This is a genomic window from Kitasatospora sp. NPDC085464 (genome assembly GCF_044541955.1).
Classification (GTDB): Bacteria; Actinomycetota; Actinomycetes; order Streptomycetales; family Streptomycetaceae; genus Kitasatospora.
On record NZ_JBITTM010000066.1, the window covers coordinates 1 to 16876 of the forward strand.

At 75.4% G+C, this 16876-nt stretch carries 14 protein-coding genes and 1 pseudogene; 11 read left to right on the top strand and 4 right to left on the bottom strand.

All coding sequences use genetic code 11. The annotated features are described in order from the left end of the window. Together ACIGG8_RS38100 and ACIGG8_RS38105 are read left to right on the top strand one after the other, a co-directional pair. Window positions 1-564: pseudogene (locus ACIGG8_RS38100) on the top strand (RNA helicase); the annotation flags it as partial. A 66-nt stretch (window positions 565-630) separates the two neighbouring features. After that, window positions 631-1536 (top strand): hypothetical protein, encoded by a 906-nt coding sequence (locus ACIGG8_RS38105; RefSeq protein ID WP_396553215.1) that lies wholly within the window; start codon window positions 631-633, stop codon window positions 1534-1536. 119 nt (window positions 1537-1655) lie between these two features. Here ACIGG8_RS38105 and ACIGG8_RS38110 read toward each other — a convergent pair whose 3' ends face one another. Then, window positions 1656-3026, bottom strand: coding sequence for a DUF1015 family protein (locus ACIGG8_RS38110; protein ID WP_396553188.1), 1371 nt, complete (start codon window positions 3024-3026; stop codon window positions 1656-1658). 92 nt (window positions 3027-3118) lie between these two features. Here ACIGG8_RS38110 and ACIGG8_RS38115 point away from each other — a divergent pair, with 92 nt between their 5' ends. Together ACIGG8_RS38115 and ACIGG8_RS38120 are read left to right on the top strand one after the other, a co-directional pair. Beyond that, complete coding sequence (locus tag ACIGG8_RS38115) at window positions 3119-3706, top strand: tetratricopeptide repeat protein (RefSeq protein WP_396553189.1); 588 nt, start codon at window positions 3119-3121, stop codon at window positions 3704-3706. A gap of 202 nt (window positions 3707-3908) precedes the next feature. Further along, the gene (locus ACIGG8_RS38120; protein ID WP_396553190.1) at window positions 3909-4946 is read left to right on the top strand and encodes an HAD-IIA family hydrolase; all 1038 of its coding nucleotides are present in this window, start codon (window positions 3909-3911) and stop codon (window positions 4944-4946) included. 58 nt (window positions 4947-5004) lie between these two features. On the opposite strand, the gene ACIGG8_RS38125 is transcribed toward ACIGG8_RS38120, so the two are convergent. Beyond that, window positions 5005-5352, bottom strand: a complete 348-nt coding sequence (locus tag ACIGG8_RS38125) for an SCP2 sterol-binding domain-containing protein (RefSeq protein ID WP_396553191.1) — start codon at window positions 5350-5352, stop codon at window positions 5005-5007. 177 nt (window positions 5353-5529) lie between these two features. On the opposite strand from ACIGG8_RS38125, the gene ACIGG8_RS38130 reads away from it, so the two are divergent. The 4 genes from ACIGG8_RS38130 (at window position 5530) to ACIGG8_RS38145 (ending at window position 8528) form a co-directional block, all read left to right on the top strand. Beyond that, entirely contained in the window at window positions 5530-6480 is a 951-nt protein-coding gene (locus ACIGG8_RS38130) for a hypothetical protein (RefSeq protein ID WP_396553192.1), read from the top strand. After that, the gene (locus tag ACIGG8_RS38135) at window positions 6464-6688 is read left to right on the top strand and encodes a hypothetical protein (RefSeq protein WP_396553193.1); all 225 of its coding nucleotides are present in this window, start codon (window positions 6464-6466) and stop codon (window positions 6686-6688) included. The genes ACIGG8_RS38130 and ACIGG8_RS38135 overlap by 17 nt, the downstream gene beginning before the upstream one ends. Before the next feature lie 36 nt (window positions 6689-6724). Beyond that, on the top strand, window positions 6725-7531 hold the full coding sequence (locus ACIGG8_RS38140) for a TlyA family RNA methyltransferase (RefSeq protein ID WP_350523518.1): 807 nt from the start codon (window positions 6725-6727) through the stop codon (window positions 7529-7531). 91 nt (window positions 7532-7622) lie between these two features. Continuing rightward, window positions 7623-8528 carry an NAD kinase gene (locus tag ACIGG8_RS38145; protein WP_350523507.1) on the top strand — a complete coding sequence of 302 codons (906 nt, stop codon included), beginning with the start codon at window positions 7623-7625 and terminating at the stop codon, window positions 8526-8528. 57 nt (window positions 8529-8585) lie between these two features. Here the strand turns inward: ACIGG8_RS38145 and ACIGG8_RS38150 are convergent, their stop codons facing one another. Continuing rightward, a complete protein-coding gene (locus tag ACIGG8_RS38150; RefSeq protein ID WP_396553194.1) occupies window positions 8586-10103 on the bottom strand; it encodes a PLP-dependent aminotransferase family protein in 1518 nt (505 codons plus the stop codon). Window positions 10104-10232: 129 nt separating this feature from the next. Here ACIGG8_RS38150 and ACIGG8_RS38155 point away from each other — a divergent pair, with 129 nt between their 5' ends. The 3 genes from ACIGG8_RS38155 (at window position 10233) to ACIGG8_RS38165 (ending at window position 14128) form a co-directional block, all read left to right on the top strand. Continuing rightward, complete coding sequence (locus tag ACIGG8_RS38155; RefSeq protein WP_396553195.1) at window positions 10233-10961, top strand: YitT family protein; 729 nt, start codon at window positions 10233-10235, stop codon at window positions 10959-10961. 64 nt (window positions 10962-11025) lie between these two features. Next, window positions 11026-12783, top strand: coding sequence for a DNA repair protein RecN (gene recN / locus ACIGG8_RS38160; RefSeq protein WP_350523505.1), 1758 nt, complete (start codon window positions 11026-11028; stop codon window positions 12781-12783). 166 nt (window positions 12784-12949) lie between these two features. Continuing rightward, window positions 12950-14128 carry a glycosyltransferase family 4 protein gene (locus ACIGG8_RS38165; protein WP_396553196.1) on the top strand — a complete coding sequence of 393 codons (1179 nt, stop codon included), beginning with the start codon at window positions 12950-12952 and terminating at the stop codon, window positions 14126-14128. A gap of 72 nt (window positions 14129-14200) precedes the next feature. On the opposite strand, the gene ACIGG8_RS38170 is transcribed toward ACIGG8_RS38165, so the two are convergent. After that, the gene (locus tag ACIGG8_RS38170; RefSeq protein WP_396553197.1) at window positions 14201-16201 is read right to left on the bottom strand and encodes a glycoside hydrolase family 15 protein; all 2001 of its coding nucleotides are present in this window, start codon (window positions 16199-16201) and stop codon (window positions 14201-14203) included. Window positions 16202-16876 lie beyond the last annotated feature (675 nt).

Sequence of the window (16876 nt, forward strand, 5' to 3'; positions counted from 1 at the left end):
TTCCGCCGTGACGACCGCCCCTCCGGCGGTGGTTTCAACCGCGACCGTGGCGACCGCCCGTCGGGTGGCTTCAACCGCGACCGCGATGACCGCGGTGGCGACCGTGGCGGCTTCCGCCGCGACGACCGCCCCTCCGGCGGCGGCTTCAACCGCGACCGTGGCGACCGCCCCTCCGGCGGCTTCCGTCGGGACGACCGTCCTTCCGGCGGCTTCAACCGCGACCGTGACGACCGCGGTGGCGACCGTGGCGGCTTCCGCCGCGACGACCGCCCCTCCGGCGGTTACGGCCGTGACCGCGACGACCGTGGCGGCGAGCGCGGTGGCTTCCGCCGCGACGACCGCCCCTCCGGTGGCTTCAACCGCGACCGCGGCGACCGTCCCTCCGGCGGTTACGGTCGTGACCGTGACGACCGCGGTGGCGACCGTGGCGGCTTCCGCCGCGACGACCGTGGTGGCGAGCGCGGTGGCTTCCGCCGTGACGACCGCCAGGGTGGTGGCTACCGCCGCGGCGGCGACGACCGTCGTGACGACCGGGACCGTCGGGACTACGACGACCGCCGTGGCAACTACGAGCCCGTCAAGCGCCTGCCGATCCCGGAGGACGTCACCGGCTTCGAGCTGGACGCGGACGTGCGCCAGGAGCTCAAGAGCCTGCCCAAGACCCTCGCGGACGATGTCGCCCGCAACCTGGTGATGGTGGCCCGCCTGCTCGACGGCGAGGCCGAGGAGGCCTACCAGTACTCGCGAGTCGCGCTCCGTCTGGCGTCCCGCGTGGCCGCCGTCCGTGAGGCGGCCGGTTTCGCCTCGTACATGACGCAGCGTTACTCCGAGGCGCTGACCGAGTTCCGCGCCGCCCGTCGGATGACCGGCCGCGCGGACCTGTGGCCGGTGATGGCCGACTGCGAGCGTGGTCTGGGCCGTCCGGAGCGGGCGCTGGCGATGGCCGGCGAGCCCGAGGTGAAGCAGCTGGACAAGGCCGGCCAGGTGGAGATGCGCCTGGTGGCGGCCGGTGCCCGCAGCGACATGGAGCAGTTCGACGCGGCCGTGGTGACCCTGCAGAGCCCGGAGCTGGCCTCCAGCTCCGTGCAGCCGTGGACCGCGCGCCTGCGGTACGCCTACGCCGAGGCGCTGATCGCGGCCGGCCGTGGCGACGAGGCCCGTGACTGGTTCGCCAAGGCGGCCGAGGCCGACACCGACGGCACCACCAACGCCTCGGAGCGGCTCGCCGAGATCGACGGCGTGGAGTTCACCGACGCGCTCGACCCGGAGCTGGCCGAGGAGGAGGCCGAGCAGGCCGACGCCCCGGCGAAGAAGCGCACCGGCGACGTCGCCGACGACCGCGTGATCTTCGAGGACGAGGAGGACGTCGAGGAGTTCTACGACGAGGACGACCTCGAAATCGACGAGGACTTCGACGGCGTGGTGCCCGAGCGTGCCAAGGACGTCGAGTCCGCGGACGTCGAGTCCGCGGACGCCGAGGCTGACGACGCCGAGGCCGAGGACGTCAAGGCCGATGAGGCCGACGCCAAGAGCTGAGCGATCGCGTAACGCCGTGAGGCCCTGCCGTTCCCGGACTTCCCGGGGTACGGCAGGGCCTCACGGCGTCCGGGCCCGTGACACCGCGCGGCGAAGCGCGGAGACGGCCCGGCGCGGGGTCAGCCCAGCGTGAGGTTGCGCAGCACCAGTCCGGTGGCCGGCTTCGGCCCGAAGGAGGTGGACTTGCGCGGCATGGTGACGCCCTGCTCGGCCAGTCGGCGCACCACGCTCTCCCGGACCGGGTGCAACAGGACGGCGGTGCCGCCGGTGCGCGCGGCCTCCCGTTCGGCGGCGACGGCGGTGTGCAGGTAGCCGATGTCGTCCGGGCCGTCGGGGACGTGCCAGGTGCGGTCGAGCAGGGTGGAGTGCAGGACGGTGGCGTCCAGGTGACGCCACTCCTCCGGCCGGTCGCGCGGCACGGTGGCGTCCAGCAGCGATTCGTCGGGCTCGCCGAGCAGCCAGTAGACGCCGTCGCCACCCGTCAGCACGAAGCCGTTGCCGCCGTGGCGCTTCTGCTCGGCGAGTGCCTGGAGCGCGGCGGGCAGCGGGCCCGGGACCTCCTTGACCTTCCAGTGGTCGCCGAGCTTCTCCAGTGCCTCGGCCACGGGCAGCCGGTAGAGCACCCGGTGGATCGCGCGGACCCGCAGCGGGTAGCGGGCGGTGTCGACCAGGAGCACCATGCCGCGGTCCCAGGGGCTGCGCGGCAGGTGGCGGTGCTCGCGCTGGAGGCGCAGGTACATCTCCCAGCGGTGGTGGCCGTCGGCGATCAGCGCCCGGCAGGTCGCCAGGTCGCGGCTGATCTCGGCGATGTCGGCCCGGTCGGTGACGGCCCACAGCCGGTGGTGGGTGCCGTCGCTGGTGGCGGTGGAGATCAGCGGCTCGCCCTCGACCGTCCGCTCGATCACGCCGGAGGCGCCGCCGTTGCCCCGGTAGGTGAGCAGCAGCGGTTCGAGGTTGGCCCGGGTGGTGCGCATCAGGCCGACCCGGTCGGCGACCGGCCGGGGCATCACGTCCTCGTGGGGGAGGACGACGCCGGCCTCGCGGCCGCTCACCGCGAGGGCGCCGATCAGGCCGCGCTGGAGCAGCTCGGGGGAGTCGGCGGTGGCGGGGACCCGTTGCTCGTACACGTAGATCGCGGGGGCCGGGTCGGCGGCGAGGATCCCCTCGCGCTGCCAGGCGGCCAGCAGCCGCGCGGCGTGCCGGTACCGGGTGTCGCGGTCGGGGCGGTCGCCGGCGTCCTCGGGCTCGGGCCTGGGCAGGATCAGCCGGACCACGTTGTGCGGGTCGGCGGTCTCCAGGTCGAGCCGACGGCCCGGGTCGACCACGTCGTACGGCGGGGACGTCACCGCGGCCAGGGCGCCGACCCGGTCGGGGACGTAGCGCAGGCCGCGGAAGGGGGACAGGGACAGGCCGGCGGTGGCGACGTGCCCGGGATCGCCGGGGCCGCCCTCGGGAGTCTCGACTCCGTCTTCTGCACTGGGTGTGCTCATTCTGGGCATCGTAACCGGGTACGCGTTGTTGAGAGATCGGAACACCCGTGCCGACTCGTGGGGCGGGTGCGCGACCGAGGGCGAGGTACCGCATGGACGACGGGCAGGAACGGGTGGACGGCGGCGGTCCGACCGGGTCGGGCGGGCCGGTCGGCGGGGTGCCGCCGCAGAGCCGGTCCGGGGAGCCCGCAGGGGACGTGTACGACTGGTTCCGCCGCGGTGCGCAGCTGCTGGCGCAGGGCCACCCGGCGGCCGCCGAGCAGCTGCTGGCGAGAGCGGTGGCGGCCGAGCCGCACTCCCGCAGCATCCGGGAGGCCCTGGCCCGGGCCCAGTTCGACGCGGGTTCGTACGCCGCCGCGCTGGAGAACTTCCGGGCCGTGGCGCTGGCCGACCCGTCGGACGACTACGCTCAGTTCGGGTGGGGGGTCGCGGCAGCCCGGCTGGGTGACTTCGAGACCTCCGCCGAGCACCTGGCGCTCGCCGTGGCGATGCGGCCGGAGACCGACCACTACCGGACGGCCCTGCGGCAGACCCGGGCGACGCTGGCGGCCCGGGCCGGCGCGTACGGCCCGCTGCTGCCGGGGGCCCCCGGGTACCTGGCGCCCCCGCCCGGGGAGGCGGACCGGGCCGGGGGCGAGCCGGACGGCGCCGAGGGCGACGTCCGACCGGCCGACGGCTGACCGACGGGCGCAGGGCCGACGGATGCCGGGCCGGTGAGTGCCGGGCCTACCGTGGGGCCCGACGGGCCCGGTGCCGGTGGGCGCGGCGTCGCACAGCGTGGTGCGGCGGCGAGGTGTACGACGTGATCGACGGCGCAGTGAACGACGGCGCAGTGAACGACGGCGCAGTGAACGACGACGCAGTGAATGAGGTAGCGCAGCCATGACCGATTCGGCCACCCCCGTGCGACGGACCGCCCCCGGCGGCATCGAGCGGCCGCTGACCGAGGCCTACGACACGGCGCTGCTGGACCTGGACGGCGTGGTCTACGCGGGCGCCCGGGCGATCGAGCACGCGGTGTCCGCCCTGGACGCCGCCCGGACGGCCGGGATGCGGCTGGCCTACGTGACCAACAACGCCTCCCGCCCGCCGCGGGTGGTGGCCGAGCACCTGACCGAGCTGGGCGTGCCGGCGGAGCCGACGGACGTGATCAACTCGGCGCAGGCGGCCGCCCGGGTCGTTGCCGAGAAGGTCCCGGCCGGGGCGAAGGTGCTGGTCGTGGGCGGCCTCGGGCTGGAGGAGGCGCTGGCCGACCTGGGGCTGGTCGCGGTCCGCTCGCTGGCCGACGAGCCGCTCGCGGTGGTCCAGGGCTTCGACCCCTCGGTGGGGTGGGCGGACCTGGCGGAGGCCTCGTACGCGGTGCAGAGCGGGCTGCCGTGGGTGGCGTCCAACCTGGACCTGACGGTGCCGCGGGCCCGCGGCATCGCGCCGGGCAACGGCACGCTGGTCGCGGCGGTGCGGGCGGCGACCGGGGTGGAGCCGGAGGTGGCGGGCAAGCCGCTGCCGCCGATGCACCGCGAGACTGTGCTGCGCACCGGCGCGAAGCGGCCGCTGGTGGTCGGGGACCGGCTGGACACCGACATCGAGGGCGCCTTCAACGGCGGGGTGGACAGCCTGCTGGTCTTCACCGGGGTGACCACCCCCGAGCTGCTGCTGGCGGCCCCGGTCGAGCACCGGCCGACCTACCTGGCGGCCGACCTGCGCGGGCTGCTGGTCCCGCACGCGTCGGTGACGGCCGAGGACGGCGGCTTCGCGTGCGGCGGCCGGGTCGCGGGCGTGGAGGACGGCGCGCTGCGGCTGACCGGGTCCGGCGACCGCTGGGACGGTCTGCGGGCGCTGTGCGCGGCGGCGTGGGCGGCGCTGGACGCGGACGGTGAGCCGGTGGACGGGCGGAAGGCCCTGGCCGAGCTGGGCTTCTGAGGCCCGCCCGGGCCCGGTGGTCCCGGCTCCTGCGGAACGTGGCGGGCCGGGGCCGACGTCAGAGGAGGGTGCGCAGCCGCAGCAGATCGCGGAAGCCGGCTTCCAGTCGGACCCGCCCGCCGGCCCAGGCGGCGGCGAAGTTGAGGCGGCCGTCGACCATCGCGACCAGGTCGTCGCTGCTCATGGTGAGCCGGATATCGGCCTTCTCGGCGGGCGGGCCGGGCGTGGTGACCACGTCCTGGATCCGGCCGTCGCGCAGCCGCCCGGTGAAGGTCAGGTCCAGGTCGGTGATCCGGCAGCTGAGCGACCGGTCCAGGGACGCGGCCTTGCGGACGTTGCCGGTGGACTGCGACATGTTCCGGCTGAGCTGTTCCAGGGCCTCCCGGCACTCCTCGACATCGGCCATGGGCGGCGGCTCCCTCCCCCGGTCGCTACGGTGCTGACTGCGGGCCACGGTACCTCAGCGGGGTTTTGGCGGTAGCGTCGTCCGTGGGGTGCCCGGAACGGCCCGGGTACTGAGGGCGACGGAGCGACGCGAAGGCGATTGGGAGGCACCCGGATGCTGCCGAGGACGGTTCGGGGAGTGGCGGAGACCGCCGCCGGGGTGGTCGAGGAGGTCGGCAAGCGGGTCGTCGTGACGGCCGCCTCGATGCTGGAGAAGGCCGGGGTCGACGTCACGGAGGTCGAACGCCGGCTGGGCGGGGAGTTCCCGCCGTCGGCGAAGACGCTGCAGACGCTGGCGGGGGAGGCGGTCACCGCCGGGCTGGCCGGGGTCGACCTGGCGGTCGGGGTGGCGCGCAACGAGGCGGAGAAGGTCTTCGAGAAGGTCGGCGACCAGGTCACCAAGGTCGGCGTGGTGCTGGCGTACCTGGAGAGCAAGCTGCGCGAGGTCGAGGAGGAGACCCCGGCGTCGCCCGGCGAGGGTGCGTACGGCTCGGAGGAACCGGTGCCGGCGCCGCGGGCGGACGACCTGTTCGGGCGCGGCTGGGAGTACGAGGACGAACCGTCCGGCCGGTCGACGGGGGAGCCGATAATCGCCGAACGGGTGGAGGTGGACGCGCCGGTCGAGGTCGACCCGCCGGTCCCGCCGGTCCCGCCGGCCGCGCGGTTCTCGCCGACGCCGCCGGAGCCGAAGGAGCAGGCGCAGAAGGCTCCCGCGCGGAAGGCGGCGGCGAAGAAGGCCGCGGTGAAGAAGGCCGCGGTGAAGAAGGCGGCGGTGAAGAAGGCGGCGGTGAAGAAGGCCGCCCCGGCCGGGGACAGCGCCGCCGAGAAGACGGCGACGCCCGGAACGGCGGCCGGGAAGGCCGCGGCCGAGAAGGCGGCTGCCACGCCCGAGAAGCCCGCCAAGGCTGCGAAGGCTGCGAAGGCTGCCAAGAAGACCACGACGGTCAAGAAGACCGCCTCCGCCGGGCGGGGCACCGCCGCCGAGCAGTCGGCCGCGCAGCCCAAGGCACCGGCGAAGCGCACGGCGACCAGGAAGACCACCGTCCGCAAGGCCACCAGCGTGAAGAAGCCCGATGCCCGGGACGAGTGAGCCGGCCGCAGCGCCCGGGGGCACCGGGCCGGCGCCGGGGGCGGAGCCGCTCGGCGTCGACCTGCAGCCCACCGGCCATCCCGTGGTGGACGCCGCACTGGCCCGGTTGGAGGCTCTGGACGGGGCCCCCGCCGAGGCGCACGTCGCGGTGTACGAAGATGTTCACCAGCGGCTGGCCGACACGCTGGCCGCGCTCGACCAGGAATGACCCGCGGGACCCGTAGGAGCTGAAACACCAGTGGCAGTGGCACGACGCCGACTCGACGCGGAGCTGGTCCGCCGCAAGCTGGCCCGGTCGCGTGAGCACGCGTCCGAGCTGATCGCGGCCGGCCGGGTGACCGTCGGCGGCACCACCGCGACCAAGCCGGCAACCCAGGTGGAGACCTCGGCGGCGGTCGTGGTGGCCAAGGACGAGAACGACCCCGACTACGTCTCGCGCGGGGGCCACAAGCTCGCCGGGGCGTTCGCCGCCTTCGTGCCGCAGGGCCTGGTGGTCGAGGGCCGCCGGGCGCTGGACGCCGGTGCGTCCACCGGCGGGTTCACCGACGTGCTGCTGCGCGCCGGGGCGGCCCGCGTGCTGGCGGTGGACGTCGGGTACGGGCAGCTCGCCTGGTCGCTGCAGAGCGACGAGCGGGTCACCGTGATGGACCGCACCAATGTGCGTGAGCTGACCCTGGACCTCATCGGCGGCACCCCGGTGGACCTCGTGGTGGGCGACCTGTCGTTCATCTCGCTGGGCCTGGTGCTCCCGGCGCTCGCCTCCTGCGCGGCCGAGGACGCCGACCTGGTGCTGATGGTCAAGCCGCAGTTCGAGATCGGCAAGGAGCGCCTGGGCAGCGGCGGGGTGGTGCGCAGCCCGGAGCTGCGCGCCGAGATGGTGCGCCAGGTCGCCGGGCAGGCGTGGGAGCTCGGGCTGGGCGTGCGCGCCGTCACCGCGAGCCCCCTGCCGGGACCGTCGGGCAACGTGGAGTACTTCCTGTGGCTGCGGCGGGACGCCCCGCAGCTGGACCCCGCGGACGCGGACCGGGCCGTGGCGGAGGGGCCCCGGTAGGGTGCTCAGCGGACGTCCGGCCCGTCATGCTGTATGGCGGCCGCACCGGGGCCATGAGAGACCCGGCAGGCGTGAGGGAGAGGGCAGCGGCATGAGCGATGAAGAACGTACGGTCTTCCTGATCGCGCACACCGGCCGGGAGGCGGCGCTGCGCAGCGTCGAGGGCCTGGTGCACGGGCTGCTGAAGTCCGGGCTCCGGATCAGACTGCTGGAGGCCGAGGCGGTCGACCTGGACCTGCCGGACGGCGTCGAGAAGGTGGCCGAGGGCCCCGGGGCGGCGGACGGCTGCGAGCTGATCCTGGTGGCTGGCGGGGACGGGACGCTGCTGCGCGGGGCCGAGCTGGCGCGCTCGCACGGGCTGCCGATGCTCGGGATCAACCTGGGCCGGGTGGGCTTCCTCGCCGAGGCCGAGCGGGACGACCTGGCCGTGGTGGTCGAGCGGGTGGTCGACGCGGACTACGAGGTCGAGGAGCGGATGACGATCGACGTCATCGTCCGAACCAACGGCGACGTGGTGCACGAGGACTGGGCGTTGAACGAGGCCTCGATCGAGAAGGCGTCCCGGGAGCGGATGCTGGAGGTGGTGACCGAGGTGGACGGCCGCCCGGTCTCCAACTTCGGCTGCGACGGCGTGGTGTGCGCCACGCCGACCGGCTCCACCGCGTACGCGTTCTCCGGCGGCGGGCCGGTGGTGTGGCCCGAGGTGGAGGCGCTGCTGATGGTGCCGATCTCGGCGCACGCGCTGTTCGCCCGCCCGCTGGTGACCTCGCCCGAGTCGGTGCTGGCCGTCGAGGTGCAGCCGAAGACGCCGCACGGCGTGCTCTGGTGCGACGGGCGGCGCTCGGTCGAACTGCCCGCCGGGGCACGGGTGGAGGTCCGCCGGGGCCGGACCCCGGTGCGGCTGGCCAGACTGCACCGGGCGCCGTTCACCGACCGGCTGGTGGCCAAGTTCGCGCTGCCGGTGACGGGTTGGCGCGGCCGGGCGAACCACCACTAGGAGCGCACGGCCGGACCGCACCGCCGGTCCGGCTCCGGCCCGGCCGCGGACGGTCCGTCAGACCGCCAGCGGCTGGGCCTCGTCGGTCGGGCCGAGCCGCCCGCCCGCCGCCGCGCGGGCGGCGACCGCGGCCAGGCGGCCGACGGCGGCCGGCACGGTCGCGGCGGGCACGGTGAGCGGGATCCGGATGTGGTGCTCGAACGCGCCGTCCGAGCCGAAGCGGTTGCCCGAGGCGACCCGCACCCCGCCGTGCTCCCCGGCCTGCGCCAGCGCCGCGCCGGACAGGCCGGCGGTGGAGACCCACAGCGCGAGCCCGCCGGTCGGCATCGGGAAGCTCCAGTCCGGCAGCTGCTCCGGCAGCGCGGCGGCGAAGGCGTGCGCGGTGGCCCGCAGCCGCGCCAGCTGGTGCGCCCGTACGGCGGGCAGCGGCTCGCCCAGCAGTTCGGCGGCGATCAGCTGGTCCAGCACCGGGGTGCCGACGTCGCTGTAGACCCGCTCGCCGGCCAGTCGGCGCACCAGCGCGGGCGCGGCCCGGACCCAGCCGATCCGCAGGCCGCCCCACAGGAGCTTGCCGGCCGAGCCGACGGTGACCACCTGGGCGGACCGGTCCAGCGCGGCCACCGGGCGCGGCAGCGGCACGGACTCCGGTACGCCCCAGCCGAGTTCGGCGGTGGTCTCGTCGACCAGCACGATGCTCCCGGCGGCCCGGGCGGCGGCCAGCAGCTCGCGGCGCTGCTCCTCGCCGATCAGCGCGCCGGTCGGGTTGTGGAAGTCCGGGATCACGTAGGCGAGCCTGGGCGCGGCGCCGCGCAGCACCCGCTGCCACTCCTCCGCGTCCCACCGCGGCGCCGGCCCGCCGTCCGGTCCCGGGCGGTACGCGAAGGGCACCGGGACCAGGCGGGCGCCGGAGAGCCGCAGTGCCTGCAGGGTGTGCGCGTAGCTGGGCGCCTCGACGGCGACCCGGTCGCCGCGGCCCACCAGCACCCGCTGGACCAGGTGCAGGCCGCCCATCGCGCCGGTGGTGATCAGGATCTGGTCGGGCGTGGTCGCCAGTCCGCGCTCGGTGTAGCGGCGGGCGACGGCTTCGCGCAGCACCGGGACGCCGGTGGGGTAGTGGCCGTGCCCGGAGGCGTAGTACGGCAGCTGTTCGACGGCCCGGGCGGCGGCGGCGCCGAACCAGGGCTGCGGGGCGGGCGGGGCGGCGACGCCGAGGTCCAGGGTGCGGCCCTGCTCGTCCGGCGGGACGGGGTGCAGGGCGTCACCGGGCGGCGGGGCGCCCTCGGGCAGCGCGGTCCAGCTGCCCGCGCCGCGCCGGCTGCGCAGGTAGCCGTCGCCGCGCAGCGTCTCGTACGCGGTGGCGACGGTGGTGCGGCTCAGCTCCAGGGCGGTGGCCAGCTCGCGCTCGGCGGGCAGGCGGGCGCCGACCGGCAGCCGGCCCTCGGTGACCAGCAGCCGGATCTGCCCGGCGAGGGTGCGGTAGGCGGGCCGGCGGGCGGCGGCCGGTTCGGGGAGCCGGGCGGTGGCGAGCAGCCGGGCCAGCGCGGGCGGGGTGACGGTGGTGTGCCAGTCGGCCATGGATATCAGTCCAGTTGCTCGGGATTGGCCCTGGGCTGGGCCGTTTTGGCTCGTCCATCATGGCAGGGTGGCCGTACCGGCCGCCACCGCCGGGCGGACCGGAGGTGCAGCACCACCGCAGGAGCACCAGTGGCCACGTCGACCACGCCCCGACCGGGCACGCCCGTACCGAGGACCGGAGAACCCGCCGGGGAGAGCAGCCTCGCGGCCCGCGTCCTCGGCGACACCCACGGCCTGGGCCGCCGGGTCCCGCAGCTGTTCGCCGGCCTCGCCCTGTACGGCGCGAGCATGGCGCTGATGCTCCGCTCCGGCCTCGGCCTCGACCCCTGGGACGTCCTCCACCAGGGCCTGCAGCGCAGCATCGGGCTCTCGGTCGGGGCCTGGGTGACGATCTGCGGCGCCCTGGTGCTGCTGCTGTGGATACCGCTGCGCCAGCGTCCGGGGCCGGGCACCGTCGCCAACGTGCTGGTGATCGGCGCGGCGATGGACCTCACCCTGCGGGTCGTCGACGGTTTCGCGGCCCTGCCCGTGCGGATCGCCGTGATGGCCGGCGCGATCGTGCTCAACGGCCTGGCCAGTGGCCTCTACATCGGCGCCCGCCTCGGCCCCGGCCCGCGGGACGGACTGATGACCGGCCTGCGCCGGCGCACCGGCCGCTCGCTGCGGCTGATCCGCACCGGCATCGAGCTGACCGTCCTGGCCGTCGGCCTGCTGCTCGGCGGCACCGCCGGGATCGGCACGGTCGCGTACGCGCTGGCCATAGGCCCCCTGGTGCAGGTCTTCCTGCCCCTGTGCACCGCACCTGTGACCGCGCCCACACCCGGGCCGCAGCCCGCGCGAAACCGCCGGAAGGGGTGAACTTCGGGGCACGGAGTTGCCGCGCGCCGTTGTCGCTCGTCGCGCGCCGGGGGCGGAACCTCGTATGGTCGTCTCCGTGTTGGACGAGATGCGGATACGGGATCTTGGGGTCATCGACGACGCGGTGGTCGAACTGGCCCCCGGCTTCACCGCCGTGACCGGTGAGACCGGCGCGGGCAAGACCATGGTCGTCACCAGCCTCGGCCTGCTGCTCGGCGGGCGAGCCGACCCGGGCCTGGTGCGCAACGGCACCGGACGGGCCGTCGTCGAGGGCCGGCTGGAACTGCCCGCCGACTCCCCGGTGGCGGCCCGGGCCGTCGAGGCCGGAGCGGAACTGGACGACGGAGCCCTGCTGATCAGCCGGACCGTCTCCGCCGAGGGCCGCTCCCGGGCGCACGTCGGCGGACGGGCCGTGCCGGTCGGGCTGCTCGCCGAACTCGGCGAGGACCTGATCGCCGTGCACGGCCAGACCGACCAGCAGCGCCTGCTGCGCCCGGCCCGCCAACGCGGCGCGCTGGACCGGTACGCGGGCGAGGCGGTGGCCGAGCCGCTGGCCCGCTACCGGGAGACCTACCGCACCCTGCGCGAGGTCTCCGCGACCCTGGAGGAGCTGACCACCCGGGCCCGCGAGCGCGCCCAGGAAGCCGACCTGCTGCGCTTCGGCCTGGACGAGATCGCCGCCGCCGAGCCGGTGGCCGGCGAGGACGCCGAGCTCGCGGCCGAGGCCGAGCGGCTCGGCCACGCCGACGCGCTGTCCTCCGCCGCCGCCCTCGCACACGCCGCACTGGCCGGCGACCCGGCCGACCCGGAGGCCCTGGACGCGGGCACCCTGCTCGGGCAGTCCCGTCGCGCCCTGGAGGCCGTGCGCCACCACGACGAGCGCCTGGCCGCCCTCGCCGACCGCCTCAACGAGGTCGGCTACCTGCTCGCCGACGTGGCCGGCGACCTGGCCGGCTACGCGGACGACCTGGACGCCGACCCGGTGCGCCTGGCCGCCGTCGAGGACCGCCGGGCCGTGCTCGCCCAGCTGCTGCGCAAGTACGGCGGCGAGGAGAACACCCTCGCCGAGGTGATCGCCTGGGCCGAGGCCGGGGCCGTACGGCTCGCCGAACTCGACGGCGACGACGACCGGATCGACGAGCTCGGCGCCCGCGAGACCGAACTGCGGGCCGAGCTGGCCGAGCTCGCGGCCGAGGTGTCGGCCGCCCGGCAGGCCGCGGCCGGGCGCTTCGCCGCGGCCGTGTCCGCCGAACTCGCCGAACTCGCCATGCCGCACGCCCGGGTGACCTTCTCGATCAGCCAGGTCGACGACCTCGGCGGGATCGAGGTCGGCGGCCGCACCGTCGCGTACGGCCCGCACGGCGTGGACGAGGTCGAGGTGCTGCTCGCCCCGCACCCGGGCGCCCAGCCCCGCCCGATCGCCAAGGGCGCCTCCGGCGGTGAGCTGTCCCGGGTCATGCTCGCCGTCGAGGTGGTCTTCGCGGGCGCCGACCCCGTCCCGACCTACCTGTTCGACGAGGTGGACGCGGGCGTCGGCGGCAAGGCCGCGGTCGAGATCGGCCGCCGGCTGGCCAAGCTGGCCGAGTCCGCCCAGGTCGTGGTGGTCACCCACCTCCCGCAGGTCGCCGCGTTCGCGGACCGGCACCTCGTGGTGGAGAAGACCAACGACGGCACCGTGACCCGCAGCGGGGTCAAGGTGCTGAACGACGAGGAGCGGGTGCGCGAACTCTCCCGGATGCTGGCGGGCCTGGAGGACTCGGAGCTGGGCCGTGCCCACGCCGAGGAACTGCTGGCCGCCGCCCGGGCCCCGCGCCACCGGTAGCCGGCGCCGGCGGCCCCGCGGACCGTCGGCGACGCGCCCCGGTGGCGCCGACTGTCCAAGAGGGCCGCCGACCTGGCATGGTGGCCGCTGGACACTGGCTTCCCAGCCCCGAGCGCCGCCCGGCGGGCAATCCTCGCGAAGCGGCGCGCGAACCTGATCGAGTCGGATGCGAGACGACGTGGACCATTCCGCCGCCCGGGCCACCGCGGCCGCCCCGGAACCGGGGCAGCTGCACGTGGTACTCGTCCTGGCCGCCAGCACCGGCGGCATCGGTGCGCACGTGCGCTCCCTGGCCCAGGGCCTGGTCGCGCACGGGGTGATCGTCACGGTCTGCGCGCCGGCCGGCACGGAGGCGCTGTTCGGCTTCTCCCGCACGGGCGCCAGGTTCCACACCGTCGACATCACCCCCACCGCGGGCGCCCGCAGCGACGCCACCGCGATCGGCGAGCTGCGCCGGGCCTTCACCGGCGCGGACGTGGTCCACGCCCACGGGCTGCGCGCCGGGCTGCTCTCGGACCTCGCGCTGCGCACCGCCGGCCGGTTCCCGGGCCTGCGCCCGGAGACCCCGCTGGTGGTCACCTCGCACCACGCGCTGCTGGCCACCGGCATGGAGCGCCGGCTGCAGCGGCTGATGGAGCGCCGGGTCGCGCGCGCCGCCGACCTGGTCCTCGGGGCCTCCTCCGACCTGGTCGCCCGGGCCCGCGAACTGGGCGCCACCGACGCCCGGCTGGGCCCGGTGGCCGCCCCGCCGATGCCCGAGGGCCGGCTCGGCCGGGCCGAGGCGCGCGCCGCGCTGCTCGGCGGGGGCCCGGACCGCCCGCTGGTGCTGGCGGTGGGCCGGCTCGTCCCGCAGAAGGCCTTCGGGCTGCTGCTGGACGCCACCCGGGAGCTGGCCGCGCTGGACCCCGAGCCGCTGGTCCTGCTCGCCGGGGACGGCCCGGAGGCGGGCCCGCTGCGTGAGCGGGCGGCCGCCGAGAAGCTCCCGGTGCGGCTGCTCGGCTACCGCACCGACGTGCCCGACCTGCTGGCCGCCGCCGACGTGGTGGTGGTCCCCAGCCGCTGGGAGGCCCGCTCGCTGGTGGTGCAGGAGGCGATGCGGGCCGGCGTGCCGGTGGTCGCCACCGCCGTCGGCGGCATCCCCGAACTGGTCGGTGACGCCGCCGTGCTGGTGCCCTCCGGCGACCCGTCCGCGATCGGCGGCGCGGTGCGCGGGCTGCTGTCCGACCCGGCCCGCCGCGAGGCGCTGGTGGCGGCCGGCCGGCAGCAGGCCGAGACCTGGCCGGACGAGGCCGCCACCGTCGCCCAGGTGCTCAGCACCTACGACGAGCTGGTGCAGCGCAGTTAGGGCCCTGCCCCCAGCCCGTCCCGAGGCGGCTCCGAGCACGCCGAGGGCACGCTCCGGGCCGGCTCCGGTGCGTCAGACCGTCGCCTGCTCGACGCGGTCGGCGGCCCGGCCGTCCGGCTGGGCGGACAGGTACGCGGCGCCGCACGCGGTCAGCCGCAGGGCGGTGTCGATCAGCGGGACGTGACTGAAGGCCTGCGGGAAGTTGCCGACCTGGCGCTTGAGGCGCGGGTCCCACTCCTCGGCGAGCAGGCCCAGGTCGTTGCGCAGCGACAGCAGCCGGTCGAAGAGGTCGCGGGCCTCCTGCACCCGGCCGATCATGGCGAGGTCGTCGGCCAGCCAGAACGAGCAGGCCAGGAACGCGCCCTCGTGGCCGGAGAGGCCGTCCACGTTGTTGCCCGACTCGTCGTGGGTCGGGTAACGCAGCACGAAGCCGTCCTCGGTGGACAGTTCGCGCTGGATCGCCTCGATGGTGCCGATCACGCGCTTGTCGTCCGGCGGCAGGAAGCCGACCTGGGGGATGAGCAGCAGTGAGGCGTCCAGCTCCTTGCCGCCGTAGTACTGGGTGAAGGTGTTGCGCTCCGGGTCGTAGCCCTTCTCGCAGACGTCCCGGTGGATGGTCTCGCGCAGCTCGCGCCAGCGCTCCAGGTGACCGTCGGCGGGGGCGTCCTCGGGGGTCTGCTCCAGCAGCTTGATGGTGCGGTCGACCGCGACCCAGGCCATCACCTTGGAGTGGACGAAGTGCCGGCGCGGGCCGCGCACCTCCCAGATGCCCTCGTCCGGCTCCTGCCAGTGCTCCTCCAGGTACTCGATCAGGCGCAGCTGCAGGTGGTGGGCGTGGTCGTTGCGGACCAGGCCGGTCATGTGGGCCAGGTGGAGGGCCTCCACCACCTCGCCGTAGACGTCGAGTTGGAGCTGCCCGGCGGCGCCGTTGCCGACCCGGACGGGCTGCGAGCCCTCGTAGCCGGGCAGCCAGTCCAACGAGGACTCGGTGAGCTCGCGCTCGCCGGCGATGCCGTACATGATCTGCAGGTTCTCCGGGTCCCCGGCGACGGCCCGCAGCAGCCACTCGCGCCAGGCCTTGGCCTCGTCACGGTAGCCGGTGCGCAGCAGGGAGGAGAGGGTGATCGCGGCGTCGCGCAGCCAGGTGTAGCGGTAGTCCCAGTTCCGCTCGCCGCCGATGTCCTCGGGCAGCGAGGTGGTGGGGGCGGCGACGATGCCGCCGGTGGGGGCGTAGGTGAGGCCCTTGAGGGTGATCAGGGAGCGGACCACGGCCTCGCGGTAGGGGCCCTGGTAGGTGCACTGGTCGGCCCACTCGTGCCAGAAGTCGGCGGTGGCGTCGAGCATCACCTCGGCGTCCGGGGTCCGGGGCGCGTCCAGGTGGGAGGCCTGCCAGGTGAGGGCGAAGGCGATCCGCTCGCCTGCTGTGACGGTGAAGTCGGCGTAGGTGGTGAGGTTGCGGCCGTAGGTCTCCGAGACGCCGTCCAGCCAGACGGAGTCGGGTCCGGCCATGGCGACGGTGCGGTGGGTGCCGTCGGCCTGCTCGACGCGGTGCACCCAGGGCACGATGCGGCCGTACGAGAAGCGCATCCGCAGCGCCGAGCGCATCCGGACGGTGCCGGCCACGCCCTCGACGATCCGGATCACCTGGGGGACGGCGTCCTTGCCGGCCAGCGGGCGCGGCGGCATGAAGTCGATCACCCGGACGGTGCCGCCCTGGGCGTCCCACTCCTGCTCCAGGATCAGCGAGTCGCCCCGGTAGCGGCGGCGGTCGGCGGGCACCGCGGGGGCGGCGGCGGTGGGCGGCGGCACCCGGAGGTCGGCGGTGTCGGCGAGGCGGACCCGGCCCCCGGTGGTGGGGGCGGTGGCCGTGGCGGGCGCGGGGACCTCGGTCAGGACGGCTTCGGCGGGGCCGATCCGCCAGAAGCCGTGTTCATCGGTGCCCAGCAGGCCGGCGAACACGGCCGGCGAGTCGAAGCGGGGCAGGCAGAGCCAGTCCACCGCCCCGTCCCTGCTGACCAGGGCGGCGGTCTGCATGTCCCCGATGAGTGCGTAGTCCTCGATACGGCCGGCCACGTGGATCTCCAGTTCGCAATGTGGTCAGGGCATCGGCGAGACGAGGGAGCGGGTCTGCGGGGCCGGAGGTCCACCCCGGGACGTCCGGTCTGCCGGGGGGTGGTGGCAGGCCTTGCTGGAGTGTCCGCGCGGGGCTCGGTCGAGCCCCTGGAGTGGGTGGGGAGGAGCTGCAATACGGGGAGGTCCGGTCGCGCATCGGGGACCGGGAGCGTCCTGACCCTCCCACGCCCTCCGCGTGCTCGTGCTGTCGGCGATGCGTCCGAGCAGCTTACGACGGACGAAAGGGGCGAAGCACGCGGGCGCCGCCCGGTGTGGCGCCGCAATTCGGCGGAAATGCCGTGCATCGCGGAGGCGTGGCGCAGGATGGTCCGGAAGGATCACCTCCGGGTGGTCCCTGTGGAGGAGCCGCGATGACCCGGACGGATACGGCCGGCTGGCCCGGTCCGGTGGGTCGTGCGACCGGTGTGACTCATGCGGCGGATGATGTGCCGGTGGTGCGCCCGGCGTGCGCCCCAGATGCGGCGCGCGCGGCCCGAACGGCGTCCGGGTCGGGTCACTGTTACCCTGGTATCCCGTGGACCGGCGGGATCAAACGCCCCGGACCAGCCGAACCGGCGACTCTTCGAGCGCGGTGCCCAGCACCCGCCACCGTCGCCCGGCGAACCCCGAGCCTCC